Source organism: Sinomicrobium kalidii, assembly GCF_021183825.1.
Classification (GTDB): domain Bacteria; phylum Bacteroidota; class Bacteroidia; order Flavobacteriales; family Flavobacteriaceae; genus Sinomicrobium; species Sinomicrobium kalidii.
In genome coordinates, this window is sequence record NZ_CP089211.1 from 4,173,734 (window position 1) to 4,194,671 (window position 20,938).

General features: G+C 38.4%; 14 protein-coding genes, 2 tRNA genes and 1 pseudogene. 12 read left to right on the top strand and 5 right to left on the bottom strand.

All coding sequences use genetic code 11. The features are described 5' to 3' along the window. Positions 1–4 precede the first annotated feature (4 nt). The 3 genes from LS482_RS17005 to LS482_RS17015 all read right to left on the bottom strand — a co-directional run bounded on the left by LS482_RS17005 (position 5) and on the right by LS482_RS17015 (position 5,491). On the bottom strand, positions 5–2,380 hold the full coding sequence (locus LS482_RS17005; protein ID WP_233028711.1) for a TonB-dependent receptor: 2,376 nt from the start codon (positions 2,378–2,380) through the stop codon (positions 5–7). Positions 2,381–2,573: 193 nt separating this feature from the next. Next, positions 2,574–4,148, bottom strand: a complete 1,575-nt coding sequence (locus LS482_RS17010; RefSeq protein WP_233028712.1) for an FMN-binding glutamate synthase family protein — start codon at positions 4,146–4,148, stop codon at positions 2,574–2,576. Positions 4,149–4,225: 77 nt separating this feature from the next. Further along, positions 4,226–5,491: an amidohydrolase gene (locus LS482_RS17015; RefSeq protein WP_233028713.1), complete on the bottom strand. Its 1,266-nt coding sequence runs from the start codon at positions 5,489–5,491 to the stop codon at positions 4,226–4,228. Between the two features lie 236 nt (positions 5,492–5,727). Here LS482_RS17015 and LS482_RS17020 point away from each other — a divergent pair, with 236 nt between their 5' ends. The 6 genes from LS482_RS17020 (at position 5,728) to LS482_RS17045 (ending at position 11,466) form a co-directional block, all read left to right on the top strand. Continuing rightward, the gene (locus tag LS482_RS17020; RefSeq protein WP_233028714.1) at positions 5,728–7,752 is read left to right on the top strand and encodes an HD family phosphohydrolase; all 2,025 of its coding nucleotides are present in this window, start codon (positions 5,728–5,730) and stop codon (positions 7,750–7,752) included. A 139-nt stretch (positions 7,753–7,891) separates the two neighbouring features. Then, positions 7,892–7,975: transfer RNA gene (locus LS482_RS17025), tRNA-Ser, on the top strand. Positions 7,976–7,985: 10 nt separating this feature from the next. Continuing rightward, a tRNA-Pro gene (locus LS482_RS17030) sits at positions 7,986–8,060 on the top strand. Positions 8,061–8,290: 230 nt separating this feature from the next. Then, positions 8,291–9,574, top strand: coding sequence for a site-specific integrase (locus LS482_RS17035; RefSeq protein WP_233028715.1), 1,284 nt, complete (start codon positions 8,291–8,293; stop codon positions 9,572–9,574). 291 nt (positions 9,575–9,865) lie between these two features. Continuing rightward, on the top strand, positions 9,866–10,612 hold the full coding sequence (locus tag LS482_RS17040; RefSeq protein WP_233028716.1) for a type IV toxin-antitoxin system AbiEi family antitoxin domain-containing protein: 747 nt from the start codon (positions 9,866–9,868) through the stop codon (positions 10,610–10,612). Next, positions 10,612–11,466, top strand: coding sequence for a nucleotidyl transferase AbiEii/AbiGii toxin family protein (locus LS482_RS17045; RefSeq protein ID WP_233028717.1), 855 nt, complete (start codon positions 10,612–10,614; stop codon positions 11,464–11,466). The genes LS482_RS17040 and LS482_RS17045 overlap by 1 nt, the downstream gene beginning before the upstream one ends. Positions 11,467–11,661: 195 nt before the next feature. On the opposite strand, the gene LS482_RS17050 is transcribed toward LS482_RS17045, so the two are convergent. Next, a complete protein-coding gene (locus LS482_RS17050; RefSeq protein WP_233028718.1) occupies positions 11,662–11,937 on the bottom strand; it encodes a hypothetical protein in 276 nt (91 codons plus the stop codon). A 193-nt stretch (positions 11,938–12,130) separates the two neighbouring features. Next, positions 12,131–13,036 carry a hypothetical protein gene (locus LS482_RS17055; RefSeq protein WP_233028719.1) on the bottom strand — a complete coding sequence of 302 codons (906 nt, stop codon included), beginning with the start codon at positions 13,034–13,036 and terminating at the stop codon, positions 12,131–12,133. Positions 13,037–13,261: 225 nt separating this feature from the next. On the opposite strand from LS482_RS17055, the gene LS482_RS17060 reads away from it, so the two are divergent. From LS482_RS17060 to LS482_RS17085, 6 genes and pseudogenes are all read left to right on the top strand, one after another. Then, complete coding sequence (locus tag LS482_RS17060; protein ID WP_437441019.1) at positions 13,262–13,486, top strand: tyrosine-type recombinase/integrase; 225 nt, start codon at positions 13,262–13,264, stop codon at positions 13,484–13,486. A 164-nt stretch (positions 13,487–13,650) separates the two neighbouring features. Then, positions 13,651–15,677 (top strand): annotated as a pseudogene (mobC, locus tag LS482_RS17065) (conjugal transfer protein MobC). 489 nt (positions 15,678–16,166) lie between these two features. Further along, complete coding sequence (locus tag LS482_RS17070; protein WP_233028721.1) at positions 16,167–16,955, top strand: sporulation delaying protein family toxin; 789 nt, start codon at positions 16,167–16,169, stop codon at positions 16,953–16,955. Between the two features lie 126 nt (positions 16,956–17,081). Further along, entirely contained in the window at positions 17,082–17,621 is a 540-nt protein-coding gene (locus tag LS482_RS17075) for an SdpA family antimicrobial peptide system protein (RefSeq protein WP_233028722.1), read from the top strand. 12 nt (positions 17,622–17,633) lie between these two features. Next, on the top strand, positions 17,634–18,569 hold the full coding sequence (locus LS482_RS17080) for a sporulation-delaying protein SdpB family protein (protein WP_233028723.1): 936 nt from the start codon (positions 17,634–17,636) through the stop codon (positions 18,567–18,569). A 701-nt stretch (positions 18,570–19,270) separates the two neighbouring features. Beyond that, the gene (locus tag LS482_RS17085) at positions 19,271–20,878 is read left to right on the top strand and encodes an O-antigen ligase family protein (protein WP_302849411.1); all 1,608 of its coding nucleotides are present in this window, start codon (positions 19,271–19,273) and stop codon (positions 20,876–20,878) included. Positions 20,879–20,938 lie beyond the last annotated feature (60 nt).

The window sequence follows — 20,938 nt, forward strand, 5'->3', positions numbered from 1 at the left end:
TACATCAAAATTTAAAGTTATAGGAAATGGAAGGTACAATGCCGAAAATGGATAGTCTTACCGCTTCATTCCTGGCGGTTTCCCTGTCTTGTCTGAAGGTGATCGAGGCTGCGTTTTTACGGTTATACAGGTTATATATGCCAAAAACCCATTCACTTTGCCATCCCTTTTCCTTTTCCGGTCTGGGGGTATAAGTAAGCGACAGGTCCAGGCGGTGATATGCGGGAAGATTCTCATCGTTTCTCCCGCTATAACTCGGGAACTGTACGCCCTGGTATTCGTAATATCCGTCGGGATAGGTTACGGGTTGTCCGGACTGGGCAATGAAATTCAGTCCCATAGTAAGTTTTTTGTTGAACATATATGATCCGGTGAGGGAAAAATCATGGGTTTTGTTGTATGGAGTGTTATACCATTCTCCGTGGTTGATCCCTGTTTCCCGTGGTGTTCTCGGCGGTGTTCTTTGTTCAGACCGGGAGAGGGTATAGGACATCCATCCCTGCAGCCGTCCTTTTTTCTTTCTCAACAGGAATTCCAGTCCGTAAGCCCTGGCCTCACCGTTAAGGATAACCTGTTCAATGGCATTGTTGGCAATAAGGTCGGCCCCGTCTATGTAATCGATGCGGTTTTTAATGGTTTTGTAAAATCCTTCGGTCTCCAGGCCGAAGGTATTGTCTGCGAAGTCACGAAAGTAACCCAGTGCATATTGATCAAGTAGCTGGGGTTTTATGTATTTACCGCTTGGCGCCCAGACGTCGAGAGGAGTGGGCGAGCTGGTATTGGAAATGAGGTGCAGGTACTGGGCCATTCGGTTATAACTGGCCTTCAGGGCAGTGTTGTCACTCAATTTCAAAGAGAGCGAAGCCCGCGGTTCCAGGTTGGTGAAAGTTTTGATAAGTTTGGTCCTGGATTTGGTTTGCGAGCCTGTCGGAGTGGCTTTTTCATAAATACCAATGTCTTCATTGAAGATGACAGGATTATTGTTTTCATAAAGATTGAGGTTTTTCTGCCCCAGTCTGTAAAAACTGCTGATTCTAAGGCCGTATTGTAATTTCAGTCGTTCTGAAAACGAATGTTCTACATCGAGATAAGCGGCGCTTTCGAGGGCGTATTTGTTATCCAGCTTCCGATAGTTTGCTCCGGAATTTTCTCCGGTGGGGGTAACTTCCCCGGGATTGAATTTGTAGTACGCACCATTAATTCCGTAGCGGAGCTTTAAATCCTGGTTGATATAATGTTTAAAATCGTATTTGAGATTAAAATTCTGTATGCCCGAATCCCAGTTGAACTGAACAAAGTCCAGGCGCAATCCGTAGTAATAATCACTGTAAATAAAGGAAAGGTTGGAAAATAACTTGTCTGAAAAAAGGTGGTTCCACCGGAAATTAAGGATGGAATTGCCATAGGTGTTCTTAAAACTGTTCCGGATACTGATCACATCCCTTCCGAAATAACCGGAGAGAAGAATACTGTTGTTTTCATTAAAACGATAACTGAGTTTGGTATTCAGGTCGTAGAAATATGCGGCATTCTCATTATCCGTAAATTTCAGAAAAAGATGTGCATACGAACTTCTGCCGGCAAAGAGGAACGAACCCTTGTCCTTTACAATAGGGCCTTCGGCGAGCAATTTGCTGGAAAGCACCCCTATTCCCCCGTTCATATGGAAGTTGTTACTGTTTCCGTCCTTCTGAAAGATTTCGAGGACCGAAGAGACCCTTCCTCCATAGCGTGACGGGATACCGCCCTTGTACAATTTAATATCTTTTATGGCGTCCGGGTTAAACACGGAGAAAAAACCGTAAAGGTGCGAGGAATTGTAAATTGTGGCTTCGTCCAGTAAAATCAGGTTTTGGTCTGCAGCACCACCCCGGACATTGAACCCCGATGCCGCTTCACCTGCATTGGTTACGCCGGGGAGTAGGAGGATGGATTTAAGGATATCGGTTTCCCCGAGGATAACCGGCATTTTTTTGATGGTATTTATAGAGAGTTCATTAACGCTCATTTGCGGAGAACTGATGTTTTCCTGGCCGGAATATTCCGTTACAACTACTTCATCGAGCTGTTGGGAACCTTCGGTTAACCGGAAATTGAGCCGCATATCGGAATGCAGTTCGATCTCTCGTGTAATGGTTATAAATCCCAGGTAGCTGACCTGAATAATGTGCTTTCCTTCGGGAAGTATGAGCGAATAAAAACCGTATTCGTTGGTAGATACACCTTCGTTTAATTGCGGCGCTATGATATTTACACCGATAAGACTTTCGTTACTTCTCTTATCGGTAACAATACCACTGATGGTGTATTTTTCCTGGGCAAAGGAAAAATTACAAAGCAGGAATAAAGTAAAAAGTAAACTTTTCTTTATAGGGTTCATGGGGTTTTTTTGATAAATATAAAACTATCCAAGGGCAAAAATATTGTGGAAATATAAAATTTAACAAGGGGATAATACTGTAATATCCCCTTTAACTACCGCTGAAATACTAATGATCCGGGAAATTTTACCCCTGCAGACCGGTATGCCTCCGGTTTTGGACACAGGGAGATTACGGTTGAAAGAAATGCCGTTAATTATGAATAGCATCTTTGTGCTTTCCACCCAGATAAGGACACTCTTTCAGTTTCTGCATGCTCTCAAAAGGAATTTTCACCTTGTTGTATTGGTAAGTGGCTGCAAGTGTTTGTGTAAGATTCCGGTCGCCAATGCTCACATCCACATCGTCCATGGTAAACTGACAGGGGTGTTCATATCCGCAGGCATGGGTAACTTCCAGGAATTCTTTCCTGAAGGTTTTGAAATACTGCTCTAAACGGTCAGATTTGAGCGGGATGTTTATACCGCTTTGCAGCCATTTGTTTTGCGTAGCCACTCCACTGGGGCAACGGTTGGTATGGCAGGATTGCGCCTGTATACAGCCAATGCTCATCATGGCTTCCCTGGCAACGTTGATACAGTCGGCCCCCATGGCAAAAGCCATAGCGGCTTTTGCAGGAAATCCCAGTTTTCCGCTGGCCACAAATACAATACGATCGGCAATGTCCTGTTCTTTGAATATACTGTACACATCGCTGAAGGCATATATCCAGGGCAGGGAAACATGGTCGGCAAAACTGGGAGGTGCGGCCCCTGTTCCTCCTTCGCCACCGTCTATGGTAATAAAGTCGGGTCCCTTCCCGGTTTTTTTCATAAGCGCAACCAGTTCGCGCCATTGATCGAGTTTTCCTATAGCTGCTTTTATACCTACGGGAAGTCCCGTTTCTTCGGCAATTTTCTCCACAAAATCGATGAGTTCCTGTATGGACGAAAAGGCGCTGTGATTTACCGGAGAAAGCACATCTTTTCCCATTTCCACATGACGAATATCGGCTATTTGCCGGGTTATCTTTTTTGCCGGAAGTACGCCTCCCTTACCGGGCTTTGCACCTTGCGAGAGTTTTATCTCTATGGCCCTGACAAACGGATTTTCCTCTATAAGCTTTTTTAATTTTTCCATGGAAAAATTGCCGTCCTTGTCCCGGATACCGAAATATGCCGTTCCGAACTGGAACACCACATCAGCTCCTTTGGAATGGTAGGGGGAGAGCCCGCCTTCGCCTGTATTGTGATACGCTCCCGCCTTCATTGCGCCGAGGTTCATGGACTCCACGGCCTTGGCGGAGAGCGACCCGAAGCTCATTGCCGAAATATTGATTACCGATCCCGGCCGGAAAGGTTTTCTCCGCTGCCGGAATTCTCCCATAACCTTGGCACAGGGCAAAAAATATTTGTCGGTATAGTTTGGATGTCCTTCAGTTACCTTAAACGGGAGCAGGGCATTGTTTACGAAAATGTATTGATGAGAGTAGATGTCCTGGTCAGTTCCGAAACCCTCATAGTTGTTTTCCTTTTTTGCCGATGCATATATCCATCCCCGTTCTATACGATTGAAAGGCAGTTCTTCCCGGTTATTGGCCACGAGGTACTGGCGGAGTTCCGGGCCGATACTTTCCAGAAAATAGCGGAGATGGCCTACGATCGGGAAATTATGGCTTATGGTATGCGCCTTCTGAACAAAGATATCGCGAAGAGCAATCAATACGAGGGCAATAAGTACCCAGCCCCACCAGGGGATGTTTCCGAGAAATAATGGTAAGCTATTCATAAGCAAAATAAATTTCAGGGTTCCTCGTCCGGTTACATCATTTCACTATGCAGCCGGACGGAGCTTCTTTTATCATTTTATGTTCCCAAATAATCAAAGACAATTTGCGTAAAGGCTTTAACTCCCAGTAGCATACCGCTTTCATCAATATAAAAATCGGGTGTATGGTGCTGGGTAGGTGCCTTGTCCAGCGGTTTTCCTCCCAGGAAGAAATAGAATCCGGGAATTTTTTCCTGGAAAAAGGAAAAATCCTCGGCGCCCGTTACGGCCTTGGTCAATATCACATTTTCTTCTCCTGCGACTTCCTGGAGGGAAGGCAGGGTTTTTGCGGTGAGTCCGGGGTCGTTATAGGTAACCGGCAAGCCTTTATCAATGTTTATGGTTGCTTCTGCTTTATACGCTTTAGCAATGGTAGTCACCATCTCTTCCATTCGGCGGTTGAGCAGTTTTTGCATGTCGTAATCCAGGGTTCTGATTGTTCCCAGCATTTCTGCGGTTTCCGGGATGATGTTGTGCCGTACGCCGCTTGATATTTTTCCGACGGTTATTACGGCGGCCTCATTGGTCAATTCCATTTCCCGGCTGATGATGGATTGGAGTCCGTCTATTATTTTTGCCGACACGAGTATGGGGTCTACCCCGGTCCAGGGAGCAGAACCGTGTGATTGTTCCCCCTTTACATGAATTTCAAACTCCTGCGCGGCCGCCATTGTTCCTCCGGGTTTGTACATTATTTTTCCCACATCTATGAGCGAACTGATATGCAGTCCGAATATGGCCTCAACATCCGGGTTTTTCAATACCCCTTCCTTTACCATCAGGTCTGCACCACCTTCTTCTCCGGGAGGCGGCCCTTCTTCAGCCGGCTGAAAAATGAATTTCACGGTTCCTGCAAAGTCGTTGTTCTCGGCAAGGACCTCAGCAACACCCATGAGTATGGCAGTATGTGTGTCGTGTCCGCAGGCATGCATTACACCTGTTTCCTCGCCCAGATATTCTGTTTGTACGGTAGATTTAAACGGTACATCCACTCTTTCGGTAACGGGAAGGGCATCGATATCGGCCCGGAGCGCTATGACTTTTCCGGGTTTTTTTCCTTTGAGAATGCCCACAACACCGGTTTTGGCCACTTCTGTCTGCACCTCCATCCCGAGGCCTTTCAGGTGTTCCGCTATTTTTTTTGCAGTATTGAACTCCCGGTTTGAGAGTTCCGGGTTTTGGTGGAAGTGCCTGCGCCACTCTATAATTTTCGGTTCTATGTTTTCAATATCTTTTTGAAGTTTGGATTGTGCGAAACCGGTAATACAACAGCAAAACAGGAGCAGGGAAAAGCGTTTTTTCATAATTATTTGAGTTAGTACAGTTGTTATATGAGTTAAAGATATAAATTTTACAATGAATTCGAACACACGAATAACAGGATTCGGAGGTGATGAATAAAAACAGCAACCTTTGTTTACAGTGAGCATTTATTCTTGACCGATAACGGGAAATAAGGATATATCAGACAGAGGTATGTGTTCCGTAAAATTTGCCGTGAAACAATTTTATGTAAATTTGGAATAAATATTCCTTTTTGATGAAAGATGCCTTGCACAATATATACCGTAATCAATCGCTGATCTATAAGACTTTTCTGTTTCTCTGTGCTACGGCAATGGTGGTTTACCTGTTTCCCAAGGCCGGGAAATTCAAGTATGAATTTCAAAAGGGAAAAACGTGGCAGTATGAAAACCTTTATGCGCCTTTTGATTTTCCCATACAAAAAACCGAAGAGGAGATCGAAAGTGAGCGGGAAGAAGTCCGTGCCAATTTTGTGCCCTATTATTCTTATGATTCCAAAGTAGTTGCCGATGTTGCTGCCCGTTATAAAACAGAGTATGCCAATTATTTTAAAAGGAAAAGCCTGGAAAAAACGGGAAGGGACTTTCTCAACGTTTTATATTCGAATGGTGTAGTGGCCGATGAAACCTCTCTTCCGGACGGTCAGTTTGTCAATGTGGTCAAAGGGAATGAGGTTTCCCTGGTGTCTAAAAACAAGATAATACGTACGGGGCAAATGGAGCAGGTACTTTTTCGTTACCTGGAGGAAAAAGGGATTTCTGCGTACAAAGATGAGTTTTACAACCTGTTTTCGGCAATAGTAAAACCCAATATAAGGGAAAACCGGGAACTGTCGGAAAAGGCCCTGAAGGATGAGCTCAACGGTATTTATACGACTAAGGGAATGGTAGACAGGGGCGAGCGCATTATCCTCAACGGCGAAGTAGTGGAAGGTGAAAAATTTGAGGTGTTGCGTTCTTTCCAGAAGGAATACGAATCGCATTTGTGGAAAGGCACCAATTATTACTGGATTGTTTTCGGGTATACCATTCTGGTGGCCCTGGCATTTGTAATGTTGTTCCTTTTTCTCTGGAAGTACAGGCCTCAGATTTTACAGGACAATACCAAGGTGACCTTTATTTTTGTCAATATTGTTGTGATGATATTTATCACTACGATAGCGGTAAAATATGACGGAGCGTATGTTTATGTGGTGCCATTGTGTATCCTTCCCATTATACTGAAAGCATTTTTTGACCCCAGGCTGGGACTTTTTGTGCATGTACTCACTGTTTTGCTTCTCGGTTTTATTGTTCCCAATAGCTTTGAATATGTCTTTTTACAGGTCATTGCGGGGATCGTCACCATACTTACGGTATCGGAGTTGTATCGCCGGGCTAATCTTTTTGTTTCGGTGGGACAGATCACTTTGGTATACATGATCACGTACTTTGCCTTTACTGTGATACACGAAGGTAATTTGCGGAATATCATCTGGCTCAATTTCGGCCTGTTTATCCTCAACGGACTGGCCACGTTGTTTGCCCAGCCATTGATTTATGTCTATGAAAAATTGTTCGGACTGGTTTCCGATGTTTCACTGTTGGAGTTGTCCGATACCAATTCCAAGCTACTCAAAGAACTTTCGGATAAGGCACCCGGAACATTTCACCATTCGCTGCAGGTAGCCAATTTGGCTGAAGCTGCGGCAAATGAGGTCAGGGGCAATGCCATGCTGGTAAGGGTAGGGGCTTTGTATCACGATATCGGAAAGATGAACAATGCGGTCTACTTTACGGAAAACCAGACCACGAGAGTGAATCCGCACGATGAGATAAGTCCGGCAGAAAGTGCGCAGATCATCATCAATCATGTACTTGACGGCATAGAGCTGGCCAGGAAAAACAACCTTCCTGACCGTGTTATAGATTTTATCCGTACCCATCATGGAACCTCCGCGGTATATTATTTTTATAAAAAACAACTGGAACATGATGAAAACACCAGGATAGAGGACTACAGGTATCCGGGACCGATACCTTTTTCCAAGGAAACGGCAATAGTGATGATGTCTGATGCCGTTGAGGCCGCGTCGAAAAGCCTGAAGAACCCTACTTATACGATTATAAATGAATTTGTAGAGAAAATTGTAGACAAACAGATAGAAGACGGGCAGTTTCTCAATGCTAATATTACCTTTAAAGAAATAGAAAGTGTAAAAAAAATATTGAAACGCAAGTTGACGAACATTTATCATTTGCGGGTGGAATACCCGGAATAGTATATACGATTGATTTTTAAACGGGTATCGGATTTTTGTTGAAAGAGTACAAAAAAGTAGGTAAAATAGTTGCGTTCTATATGGCGAACCACTACATTTGCATCCGCAATTTAAGAATGAAACGTTCATAAAGATTAACGGAGAGGTGGCAGAGTGGTAATGCAGCAGCCTGCTAAGCTGTCAACGCGAAAGTGTTGCCTGGGTTCGAATCCCAGTCTCTCCGCTGTTATTTTCGGGGTGTAGCGTAGCCCGGTTATCGCGCCTGCTTTGGGAGCAGGAGGTCGCAGGTTCGAATCCTGCCACCCCGACATTTTAGGGTTTATTACAAACCAATTAAAATTTAAGCAAATGGAAATCAGTAAATTATATTTTTACGGTTTCCATTTGTTTTGTTTTGAGCCTATATTTCAAGGTGTCCTAATCGGTGTCCTATTTTTACAAGACAGAAATTTTGTAAATTAAAGGCTCAAAGCCGCATTTGACTTTCACGGCGATTTGGCTTTCGTTTTAACTGATTTTCTAATCAAAAACGAAAGTGATGCAAACTTCAACAACTTTTAGTATTCATTTTTGGCTGAAAAAGACAGCGAAAAGAAAAAACGATCAGATTCCTGTTTATGCAAGGATTACAGTAGATGGTAAGCGAGCTGATATAAGCATAAAAAGAGCTGTTGCCGCTAAATATTGGGTTACTTCTACCGGTAGAGTTAACCCGCATGTTTCAGGAGCAAAGCACATCAACCAATACCTGGATGACGTGCATGCCCGAATAATAGAAGCTCATAGGCAACTACATTCCGAAGGCAAGCCGATTACTGCGCTTTCCATTAAACTTCGTTACCTGGGCAAAGATCGTCCTGTGACTACATTAGCAGGCTTGATAAAATATCACAGGTTAAATGAAATTGATAATCTGGAAGACGGCACAGCGAAGAATTATAATGCTACTGAACAATATTTATACAATTTTATGCAATGGAAATTTAAGGAAAAGGATATTAAGTTGGCTCTCATTAATTATACATTGATCACGGAATTTGAAAATTACTTACCAAAATACCCCCTGAAGCCTTCTCAACCATTGAATAACAATGGTGTGATGAAGCATATGGAACGTTTCCAAAAACTCGTCGGCCTGGCGTTTAAACATGGGTGGATAGGACAAAACCCTTTTTTACCCTATACGTTGAAATATGATGATTTTGATAATGATTTTCTGGAAGATCATGAAATTGAACGACTAAAAAACCACATCTTTCAGGATAAGGGGTTGGAGTTAGTGCGTGACGTTTTCATTTTTTCCTGCTATACGGGTTTATGTTATATAGAGGTTAAACTTTTAAAAAAGGATAAGATAGTCACCGGCATTGATGGAGATCATTGGATCAATGTCAAAAGAAAGAAGACTAAGACCCCGGTAAAAGTCCCATTATTGGAACAGGCAAAAGAAATATTAGACAAATATGCGAATTACCCGGATATCTCCAATGATTATTCCCTGTTACCTGTATTTGCAAATCAGACCATCAATAAATATTTGAAAAGAATTGCTAAAGAGGCAGGCATAAACAAGCATTTGACCTTTCATGTGGCGCGACATACCTTTGCTACCACTATTACCTTGTTGAATAATGTCCCCATGGAAACTGTATCCAAACTTTTGGGACATACCAAACTTTCCACTACAAAGCGTTATGCCCGTGTACTTGAAAAGAAAATAAGCAAGGATTTTGCTCAATTAAGAACAGTACTCAAAGCTAATACCAAGGAAAAACCGGACTATGAATTAACAGCATACAATCATTTACAGATCGTAAAGTAGCCTATCAACATGATGTTGTAAGCAAAAAATGAGTAAAAAAGGGATGAATTCCCTATCAATTAAACAAGGATATAGAGAAGTGATCAAACTCGGGAAGAATTGACAAAAGCTTTTTAAGGGGTAGTTAATTAACTTTTAACTCTGCATTGGTTTTTCCACTATTTACGCCTATATTTGAATTATATTTTAAAGAATGATAAGACCTAATTTTTAAGTCTTTGGAATCCACATAATATTATGGCTGACAGTGTTTACATATCTTTAAATTTGACTTCTGACCAACTGGATTTCATGAAACTTCTAGATGAGTATGAAATAGACATCTTCCGGTTCGATGAAATTGAATCTCGTATCAATACGAAGTTTTCTAACCTTAATGAGGTATTGGAAAATCTGGTACATAAAGAATTACTGTCCAGAATAGAACGCGGCAAATTTTGTAAGGTGAATTTCCGGGATGAATATGTCATTGGGGCTTTCGTTGCAAATCAAGGAGCGGTAGCCTATTGGTCTGCTTTAAACCTGCATGGGCTTACAGAGCAATTCCCAAATACAGTGTTTATCCAAACACCGCATAAAAAGAAGGATAAAACAATCTTTGGGGTGGACTACAAGTTTATTAAGATAGCTGATAGAAAGCGGGCTGGAATAATAAAAGAAGGTTATGGTAATCACAGTTATGAACTTACAGATGTAGAAAAAACCATTGTGGACTGTTTTGATTTACCACAATATTCCGGGGGATATGCCGAACTGATCCGGGCTTTTGCTTCCGCAAAACTCTCAGGAAAAAAAATGATTACCTACTGCCAGGCCATTAATAACCAGGCGGCGACCAAACGCATGGGGTATCTGGCTGAGCTTCTGGACAAAAAGGGAATGAAAACATTTATCCGATTTGCCAAGGATCAGATTACGCAAACTTATAACCCTATAGACCCTTTGGGGCCGGACACAGGGAAGTACAACGCGGAATGGAAGCTAAAACTAAATATTACTGAATCTGAAATTATAAACATTACCAATAAACAGTATTGATGATACTTAAAAAGGAGGTGGAGAGAATTGCCGAACAAAAAGGAGTGGCAAAGACCACAATCGACAAGGATTGGGTATTAGGCCATTTTGTAGACGCCATATTTTCTATTCCCGAATGTCGGGATAAGCTTGTATTCAAGGGAGGGACCTGCCTTAAGAAATGTTATTTTAAAAATTACAGGTTTTCAGAAGACCTGGATTTTACAGCTATAGATCCCGATTTTGTCCTCAATAAAAAATTATTGGATAAGATTGTAAAGCTGGTAACCGAACGAACGGAAATCCCATTATACGTTCAGGAACTAAAGCAATTGAAGTTTAAGGACAGGCCAACTGGCTTTTCGGCGATAGTAAAATTCTGGGGAGCAGATCATCCCCGCAATCAGGCTCCCCCGGCTCCACAACGTTGGCAAACTTCTATTAAAATTGAGATCATCTTGTACGAAGCGATGATTTTTTCTCCGGAAAACCGGAAAGTATATCATGAGTATAGCGACGATCTCACAGAGGCAGCCATGTCCATACCCTGCTATACGGTTCAGGAAGTGTTGGCCGAAAAACTCAGGGCATTGATTCAACGGTCATACACGGCACCCCGGGATTTTTATGATATATGGTATTTGTCCCAAAATGTAGCAGGTCTTAATTGGCAGGAAATTGTAGCGGCCTTTCATCAAAAAATGAAATTCAAAGGCTTGGAATTCAATAGTATTGATCAAATGATCAACAATGAAAGTGACAAGCGGCTGCAAGCTGCCTGGAAGAATAGTCTGGGACACCAGATACCGGATAAGGATATAACCTACGAACTCGTAAAAAATGAAGTTGTTAAACTTTTAAATGATATACTTTAGAAAGCAGTGGTCACTTCCCCCTAAAATTGTGAAGTTTTACAATGAAGGACGGAACTTGCATCCGTATGCCACCGCTTTTTATTACGTGAGAATAAAAATTACTTTTTAATATAGGGACTTACAAACGCTTTTTTTACGATGGGCCCTCATTTCTATTGTATTCAAACGAGCACCAGTGGGATTTAATGGCACTTTTTATTCCTTTTCAATATTCTTCAATGCTTTTTTCAACAATTCTGGAGAAACTTCCTTCACTATCGTATATATCATTCCACGTTTGGTTTTACCATCTTCATCTATATAGTTTTGGTACTTTTTTGTACTCTTGACAAGCCCCTTTAATAACCCGGTAGTCCAAGCGATGGATGTCTGTTTGTTTAGAGGAGGAGGTAGAGTTTTGAGAATTTCGATATTCAAAAAATTACGCCCAACGGGATAGTCTTTTATCGCGCGGATCACATAGCTGGCCATGTTTTTAGCCCCTTTAAGTCCGACTGCATGTTCGGGCCTATTGTTTATATAATCTCTGATTCTGGGCACAGAAAGAACAATAGTCGTAAAACTACGAATTATAAACGAATGGAGCACCTGATGTAGGAAGAGAGAGCAGGGTCGGACGAGCCTATATCAGTCAGTATTTTACAATTTTATAGATGTTAAAAACTTATCTATATAGTATTGTTCTATTAATATTTGAGTCTTTTTTGCCATTATAATAAATGATTTTATTGGTCCAGTTCCCTCTATTGTCATAAACGTATTTGTATTCGTAAACTATTTTCTTTTCCAGTTCATCATTTTTAAATTGTTCTTCAGTCATTTTACTGACATTACCTTTCGAATCATATTCGTATCTATTGATGCGGGTAAAATTTAAATTTTTCTGAATATTTTTTTTTGATTTAATGGCAAAATTTGTCGATTGTGAGTTATTAAACTCAGAAATTATTCCTTCATTATTTTTATTATGATATAATACCCACTTATTCTCAAATAAGATGTTGTTGATAATTGAGCTTTTTTTTCTTTTTTTATTGGAAAAATCAAAATATTCAATCTCTTCTTGCCAATAATACCCGTGTAATGGATGTATTGTAATTTCCTTTTTCATCAATCCTTGATTATTGAAATGAAATTGCAATGTTGAATTTCCTTCTTTGAATTTGTAGTTCTTAATTATGCCATTAGGTGTTTTTTTTTGACTTTCAAATAACAAAGTATTAACTAGATGATCTTTTTTATTTACTGGAACAAAATAGTCTGCAGTGATTATTTTATTGTTTTCGTCATATTTAAGAATAATTTTATCTCTAAGCTCTTCATATTTATAAGTATATATGGCTTTAATATTTCCATTTTGGTTATAAACTATAGAATCAGTAAAAACAAATCCTTGTGCAAGCAAAAGTTGCCCTTTAGAATTAAATTGATATTCTTCGCTATTTGTATTTACCGAAATTATCTCATTATCCCCTATTAAATCAGCTACATGCTTAATCCTTGCGGATTGAGAGTAAATATGTTCTAAGAAAATATTGCTTAGAATCAGTACTATTATTTTTAATTTCATTTGAATTCTTTAATTACAGCCAACTCATAAATATACACAATACTACAACCTATTTCCTGTTTTTCCAAAACTTATATTTACACCAATACACCTTTAAAATATAGTATATTATAGACAATATGATGGCACGTATTTTGTATTGCCACAATTGAAAATATTTTACTTTCTTTTGCAGAAAACAATGTAAAACACGAACAAATAGATGTTGAAAAACTCCGCAGCTATATTCCCTACTGCATCAATGAACTAAAACTATCCGAAAACCTTATCCATAGCCGGCTCAACACCTTGAAATTTTATAAAGAATACCTGTTTGAGGGGCGATATGGCGAACAGTATTCCGTAAGAAGCGTACAACAGGTGTTCAAAAAGGCCATGTGCCATGCCGGTATCAACAAGAGAGATGGCATACACAAACTACGCCACAGCTATGCTACTCTCTTAATTTAGCAAGGAACAGACATCCGTTTTGTGCAGGAACTACTCGGACGCAAGGATATAAAATCACGATCTATTAGCAAGCCGAATACGGCCATACAAAGCAAATAGCGGTCGCTACGCCAGTGCGGCTTCCCATTCTTAAATTCATCCCAGAGCTGTAATTCATATACGATATGCAGGGAGAGGACGATTTAAGGGCATTGGCCAAGATCGTGGCGTTTATGCGGGCAGTAAGTATTATAGTAGTACTGATGCACCTGTACTGGTATTGTTTCGGGTTCTTTCTGGAACAGGGCTGGACATTGGAAACCGTCAACAAAATATTGAGAAACTTCCAGTGCATAGCTGGACTGTTTTCCCATACACTATATACCAAAACATTTGCTATCTTACTGTTGGCGCTAAGTTGTCTCGGCATCAAGGGCGTGAAGAATGAGAAGATCACCTGGTCGAAAATATACACTGCGCTGGCGGTCGGTTTTGTGCTTTTCTTCCTGAACACTCCCTTGTTAAAACTCCCCATGAATACCGCTACCTTCCTTTATAGTCTTACAATCGGGTTAGGTTATATCGCTCTGTTGATGGCAGGCGTGTGGATGAGCCGATTGCTGAAAAATAATCTTATGGATGATGTATTCAATACGGATAACGAAAGTTTCATGCAGGAAACCAAATTGATGCGGAACGAATATTCGGTAAACCTTCCCACCAGGTTTCAATACGGGAAAAAGAACACGACGGCTGGATCAACGTTGTCAACCCTTTCCGTGCCACTATTGTGTTGGGAACGCCCGGATCGGGTAAGAGCTACGCCATCATCAATAATTACATCAAACAGCACATCGAAGAGCCCTTTTCGATGTACAACTATGATTTTAAGTTCGATGACCTTTCCACTATTGCGTATAATCATCTGTTGCGACATGCCTGGAAATATGCGGTAAAACCGAAGTTTTACGTCATCAATTTTGATGATCCGAGACGGAGCCATCGCTGCAATCCGATCAATCCGAACTTCATGACGGATATCTCAGATGCTTATGAATCGGCTTATACCATCATGCTCAACCTGAACCGGTCGTGGATACAGAAGCAGGGCGATTTCTTTGTGGAAAGCCTGATCATCCTGCTGGCCGTTATTATTTGGTTCCTGAAAATCTACGAAGGCGGCAGGTACTGCACCTTTCCGCATGCCATTGAACTATTGAATAAGAAATATGCGGATGTATTCACGATTCTGACTTCCTATTCCGAACTCGAAAATTACTTATCACCTTTTATGGATGCCTGGCAGGGTGGAGCACAGGATCAGTTACAGGGACAGATCGCGTCTGCTAAAATTCCGTTGTCCAGGATGATCTCTCCTCAACTGTATTGGGCAATGACCGGGGATGATTTCACGCTTGACATCAACAACCTCAAAGAGCCAAAAATTCTTTGTATAGGTAATAATCCTGACGGGCAGAACATTTATTCAGCAGCACTTGGGTTATACAACTCCCGAATAGTAAAACTTATCAATAAAAAGGAGCGCTTAAAAAGTTCTGTTATTATTGATGAGTTACCTACCATTTATTTTCGCGGACTGGACAACCTGATAGCAACTGCCAGAAGCAATAAGGTGTCGGTTTGTCTGGGTTTCCAGGATTTCTCGCAACTGACCCGTGATTATGGCGATAAGGAAAGCAAGGTCATTCAGAATACCGTGGGCAATATTTTCAGCGGCCAGGTAGTAGGGGAGACTGCCAAAAACCTGTCGGAGCGGTTTGGAAAGGTGCTTCAGAAACGGCAGAGTATGACCATTAACCGCAACGACAAATCTACTTCTATCTCTACCCAGATGGACAGCCTTATACCTGCTTCCAAGATTTCAACACTTACACAGGGGATGTTTGTGGGAGCAGTAGCCGATAATTTCGATGAGCGAATCGAGCGGAAAATCTTCCATTCAGAGATCGTGGTGGACAACGATAAAGTGGCCGCTGAAGCCAAGGCTTACCAAAAGATACCGGAAATCCGGTCATTTACTGATGGAGTAGGGGGAAACAACATGAAACAGGAAATCGAAGCCAATTACCATCGGGTGAAAAAGGAGGTCGTCCGACTGGTCGGTAGTGAAATGGAACGGATCAAAAATGACCCGGATTTGCAACATCTGGTGCTGAAACCACCACCACCAACGCAAAAGCAGAAATCATGATGTAATGGCCCAATTATGTCCTTATTATTGACTTAAGTTTAAATAACGGAGTAACTAAATAAATTTCGTAAAAATAATAAATTCTTATTATAATAATGGGGTTACTAAAGCTCATCCCATCAAATTATTTATTGATAAAGAACTATACCTTGCTTGAAAACACAAATAAATGGTGTTAAAACTTAATGAATTATCTGTTCAAAAACAAATAACTGATTATCAGAATTTTACATTTTAAACGTATTTCTACGTAATAAAAATACGTCTAAAATACGTACTAATTTTTAACAAAATTTTCACTGTGTCTTGTATATTCGTAATGTATCGTGTAAGGATTACATATGTCATTAGGTGTGTTCTAATGAGTACCATAATTTAATTCATGAATTTGGTGCAGATGACCTATTTATTCAAAATTGTTATAGTTACGAAATATTATACCCCTAACCCTAATCCATAAACCATTTATTAATATTAAATTTAAAAATCATGAATTTTTTTACTTTACTAAAAATCAAAAAAGGAAGAAGGATATTCTTCAAAAAAGTAACTCAAGGAAGTTTTGTTTTGGTTTTATTGGCTCTTTTCACCTTTTCTAGTTGTCAAGAAGAGGAAGGGATTGGTGAAACTCCTGATTATTCCGGTGAAGATTTGTTTAGAGGAGTATATTTTTTGCAAGGAGAAGCTGCCCATAGGATAAAATCTTATGAAGATGCAATCTTGAAAATAAATGAGCTTGATAATGAAGCGCAAGCAACATTGAACGACTTTTATGATGATTTAATTCAGGAAATAAAAAAGATAGATCCGGGGTATTTTGATACTTTCAAAGAACAAATGACTTCGAATAATGTATATGCTATTGAACATCAATTAGAAGAAGGTCGAGAAATGTTAACAAAGGCAGGTCTCCAATCTGAGAAATACAAAAAAGTGTTTGAATATACGAGGAAGGTAAGTTCCGATATGAAACTTCAAAATATTGACTTTCGTAGTGAAAAGGGAATAAAAGAGATTAAAGGTTATGCAGAGAGTTATTTTAAAAGGGAATCAACAGATGTCCAAGCGGCATGTGTACCTGCAGCGGCAGTCTGTGTAGTTGTTGCATTAGCCGTATGGGAAGCAGCGGTAACAGTAAATGTTACCGCTGTAGGAACCGTTGCTGGTGCTATTTATGCAACGTTAGTATATAAAGCTTCAATTTATTGGGCAGAAGTGGCAAGCGCTCCTGCCATAACAAGAGAGGCTTTTGTTACAGAACTTGAGAATACTTTCTAGGTTTAATAGATACATGTATTAGAAGTGCTATGATTTGAATGAAAATGAGTGAATCATGGCACTTTTTGTTATGTTGGTAAGAATGTAGGATTTTTAAACTTTAATCTAAGAAACAAATAAATATTAATGAACAAAAATGATAATTATAAACTTTTTTCAATTGTTGTATTGATCTCATTATTGTCTATATTATCTTTTTATATAGCTATGGCCAATGTAACAACTATCGTTAATTTTCCTTCCACAACAGTTAAAAAACAATTATTTGCACTATTTCCCGAGGGGTGGGGTTTTTTTACTAAAAGCCCGAGAGAAACAATGGTTGATATATATAAAAAACAAGATCAAGAAAATTGGAAACGCGTGAATATTTCGAATAGTTCCAGAAAAAATTTATTTGGCTTTTCACGAAAGGCTAGAGTAATGGGAATAGATATTGACATTATTTTAAGAAATATTGCAAAAGAGGATTTTATAGCATTTACAGGAAATTTTATGAATAATATCCCTGATAGAATATATACTATAGAATATGACAAATCTTTTCAATTCATAAATGTCGGGGAATATTTAATTGTTGAACGAAAAATAATTCCCTGGTTTTATGCACAATCAGCTAAAGAAAAAGATGTCCCCGGCTTAATTATGAGAATAGAGATAAAGTAAAAATGAAATTTTATGAGAATAAAAATTATTCAATATATTAATAAGAGTAATTATAAAGGAATAATATGTCTATATTCTTTGGCAAGAACCTGCTTAGCAATAGGAATATTAATTACATTGTTGTTTGACTCGCCGTTTATGTTATTTCCTGAAGATTTTTTTCGAGGATTCGATAAAACTCTTTTCGTAAACCAGATAAATTTTTTTTATCTTTTTGAATATGAGAATTTATTGTGGGCGAAATGGATTGCCATTCTAATTCTTTTAACAGTTATATTTGGGATTTTTCCTAGAATTACTGCTCTATTACATTGGTGGATTGCTTTTAGCTATAATACGGGGACTATAGTTGTTGATGGAGGGGATCAGATTACCTCAATACTAACTCTGATGATTATACCGATTGCCTTGTTCGATAATAGAAGGTCACATTGGAATGATTTAAAAGACGAAAATTCAGCTAATTTTATTGGCAAGATGGTTTCAATCTCTACTTTAGTCCTTTGTCAGATTCAAATGAGTATAATTTATTTTTTTGCCGGAGTAGAAAAAATGAAAGTACAGGAATGGATTGATGGTTCAGCAGTTTATTATTGGTTCAATCACAATATTTTTGGAGCAAACTCGCTGCTGAGATACCTTTTTGAAGATTTTTTCAAAAATCAATTCTTTGTAATATCTATAACCTGGGGGGTGATGCTTTTGGAAATTTTACTTTTCGCGGCTTGTTTTATGAACAGAAAAAATAAATATATTTTTTTCATTATAGGCATTTCTTTTCATTTTGTGATACTGCTCACTCATGGTTTAATAAGTTTTTTCTTCGCAATGGCTGGGGGGTTGATTTTGTATTTGTTGCCTTCCAAACGAGCAATAGAAATAATGTCTAATATTCGAAATTATGATACGCGACTTAAATTACACTCTACAAGAGAAGCAAAAATTTAATCAATGGTATATATGGGGTCCATTATTAGCTTTTTTTTTGCTGCCTATTATACTAATTATTTTTGGATTAGCTAAGGAGAATACACTCGGAGTTGTTACTATGTCCGTTATAGGAATACTAATAATTATATTTTTTTATTCTATCAGTCTTAAAACAGAATATAACACGAAAAATATTACAATAAACTTTTTTCCACTTACTGGAAAAAGGACTATTTCATGGAAAGAGGTTGAGTCTTTTTCTATTCAGAAGTACAAATTTGTAGGGTATGGAGTCAGACATTCTACAAGATCCAATACAATATACTATAACATTTCGGGTAATGTAGGCCTGCATTTACTGCTAAAGAACGAGGAGAAAGTTGTTATAGGCACTAGAAAACCTGCTCAACTATCTAAATTTCTTGAAAGAATAAAATCCGAATTTCCCAATTAGGATCAACATTACTAGTTTACGTATTTGATTATATATATTTAAGATATTTGTTGATGTGAGAGATTGGCAAGGGGTAATTAGTTTTTTATCAAAATGGAAAACATATATATGTTTCCCATATGTATTTTATATTATTTTAATGCAGACCAAGATAGACGATTTACTTTTTTATAAGAATATGTCTATTATCATGCTCATTTCTTCCGTTTCTCTTATAATCTTACTTTTTCCAATCATTACGAAACAAAAGTGGAATTTTAATTTTATGGATGTCATTAGCGTCCTTTATATTTTTTATATTGTTGTTATTACTTACATTAATAATAATCTTACCTGGAATTTAGATTTACTGACTTACATTAATCTATATATAAGTTACTGGTGTATTAGGTTGATAAATAATCAGGTTTCTCAAATTATAACTATTTTATATCAATTTCTCTTTTTCGGGATTGTAGTACAGATAATTGGATGGGGGCAATATTTTGGTATAATCAGTTTGAATAATACATTTTTTAAAGTTACGAGCCTTTTTGATAATCCCAATTTATTTACCACATATCAAATAGCATTATTCCCGATTGCCGTTTGGGTTTGTCTGAAATCTAAAAGGGCATTGATACGAATTGCAACAGGAATTTTTATAATAAATTCTTTTGCGTTCTCGATAGTTTGTAAGTCTAGAATGTCATTAATTATTTTAATATTCAGTTCTCTTCTTTTCTGTATATTTTATTGTTTTCGTAACATGAAATTCTATAATCGAGGATATTTTAAGAAAGCATTTCTTCTATTTTTTACACTATTGATTGTATCATTTTCATTTTTTCTTAGCAATTTTGACTATAAAGGAAATGATGATTCCATATTTGGAAGAAAACTTATTTACAAAATATCATTTAAGATGCTTCAAGAACGTCCTTTTATAGGAATCGGTTATGGGGAATTCAAGAGTGAGTATAATAGCCATCAGTCAGAGTATTTCACTTCAAATGAAACTTTACCAAGAGAAGAAAAAGTTGCTACTGAAAATTATTATGCTTTTAATGATTTTCTTCAGACTACGATTGAACAAGGCGTTTTTGGAAGTGGAATATTTATAATGATGATTTTATTTATAATTAATGTGAAAAATAAAAGATTCTCCGATCATTTGCTATTCTTCGCACTTAAATTGGTTATAGTGTCCATTTTAATATCGGGCCTAGTTTATTATACATTAACAAACTTTGCAATTCTCATTTTATTTTGGACGGTTTTAGGGTGCAGTTCAAACTTTCTCAATTCAACATTTAATTTTGGAAATAGTCAGATAATTGTATTAAAGAGTTTAAATGCAATGGTATTATTGATTTTGATATTGCTTAATTTGAATTGCTTTAGATATATAAATCAATGGTTTAATATTTATCAATATCCTATTTTCAATAGGAACACCTTGGCAATATACGCTGATTTATTGCCTAAAATGAAAAAAAACGGGGTGTTTTTAGTTGATTATAGTAAAAGGTTACAGGCAAATAATGAGCATGCGAAAAATCTTGACATTCTAAAAATGGCAATAAACGAACTGCCCAGTACTGAAACTTATTCGGCATTAGGAAACGCCTATGCAGTTAACGAAATGCCGTATCAGGCTGAATTGAATTATATAAAAGCTTGTTATGTTGCCCCAAACAGATTTACTCCAAAATATAAATTGCTGGAATTTTATATTTTAACTAATCAAACAAATAAAGGAATTTCTATTGCTCATAAAATACTTGAGCAGCCTATTAAGGTCCCGTCATTGGAAATTGAAATGATAAAACGGAACACACGTGTTTTCTTAAATGAGAACCTGAAAAAGGATTTTTTCCTTGAAATTTTATAACAAAGAAATTAAGCGTCAATTTCATTGTAGCCTTCCCTAATATAAGTAATATTGTATATA

Bases quoted from the DNA above. Each gene is read 5' to 3' on its own strand.
- LS482_RS17055 (WP_233028719.1), bottom strand. From the start codon at position 13,036: ATGAAATTAAAAATAATAGTACTGATTCTAAGCAATATTTTCTTAGAA.
- LS482_RS17045 (WP_233028717.1), top strand. From the start codon at position 10,612: ATGATACTTAAAAAGGAGGTGGAGAGAATTGCCGAACAAAAAGGAGTG.
- LS482_RS17075 (WP_233028722.1), top strand. From the start codon at position 17,082: ATGAACAAAAATGATAATTATAAACTTTTTTCAATTGTTGTATTGATC.
- LS482_RS17020 (WP_233028714.1), top strand. From the start codon at position 5,728: ATGAAAGATGCCTTGCACAATATATACCGTAATCAATCGCTGATCTAT.
- LS482_RS17005 (WP_233028711.1), bottom strand. From the start codon at position 2,380: ATGAACCCTATAAAGAAAAGTTTACTTTTTACTTTATTCCTGCTTTGT.
- LS482_RS17040 (WP_233028716.1), top strand. From the start codon at position 9,866: ATGAAACTTCTAGATGAGTATGAAATAGACATCTTCCGGTTCGATGAA.
- LS482_RS17080 (WP_233028723.1), top strand. From the start codon at position 17,634: ATGAGAATAAAAATTATTCAATATATTAATAAGAGTAATTATAAAGGA.
- LS482_RS17070 (WP_233028721.1), top strand. From the start codon at position 16,167: ATGAATTTTTTTACTTTACTAAAAATCAAAAAAGGAAGAAGGATATTC.
- LS482_RS17015 (WP_233028713.1), bottom strand. From the start codon at position 5,491: ATGAAAAAACGCTTTTCCCTGCTCCTGTTTTGCTGTTGTATTACCGGT.
- LS482_RS17085 (WP_302849411.1), top strand. From the start codon at position 19,271: ATGGATGTCATTAGCGTCCTTTATATTTTTTATATTGTTGTTATTACT.
- LS482_RS17050 (WP_233028718.1), bottom strand. From the start codon at position 11,937: ATGGCCAGCTATGTGATCCGCGCGATAAAAGACTATCCCGTTGGGCGT.
- LS482_RS17035 (WP_233028715.1), top strand. From the start codon at position 8,291: ATGCAAACTTCAACAACTTTTAGTATTCATTTTTGGCTGAAAAAGACA.
- LS482_RS17010 (WP_233028712.1), bottom strand. From the start codon at position 4,148: ATGAATAGCTTACCATTATTTCTCGGAAACATCCCCTGGTGGGGCTGG.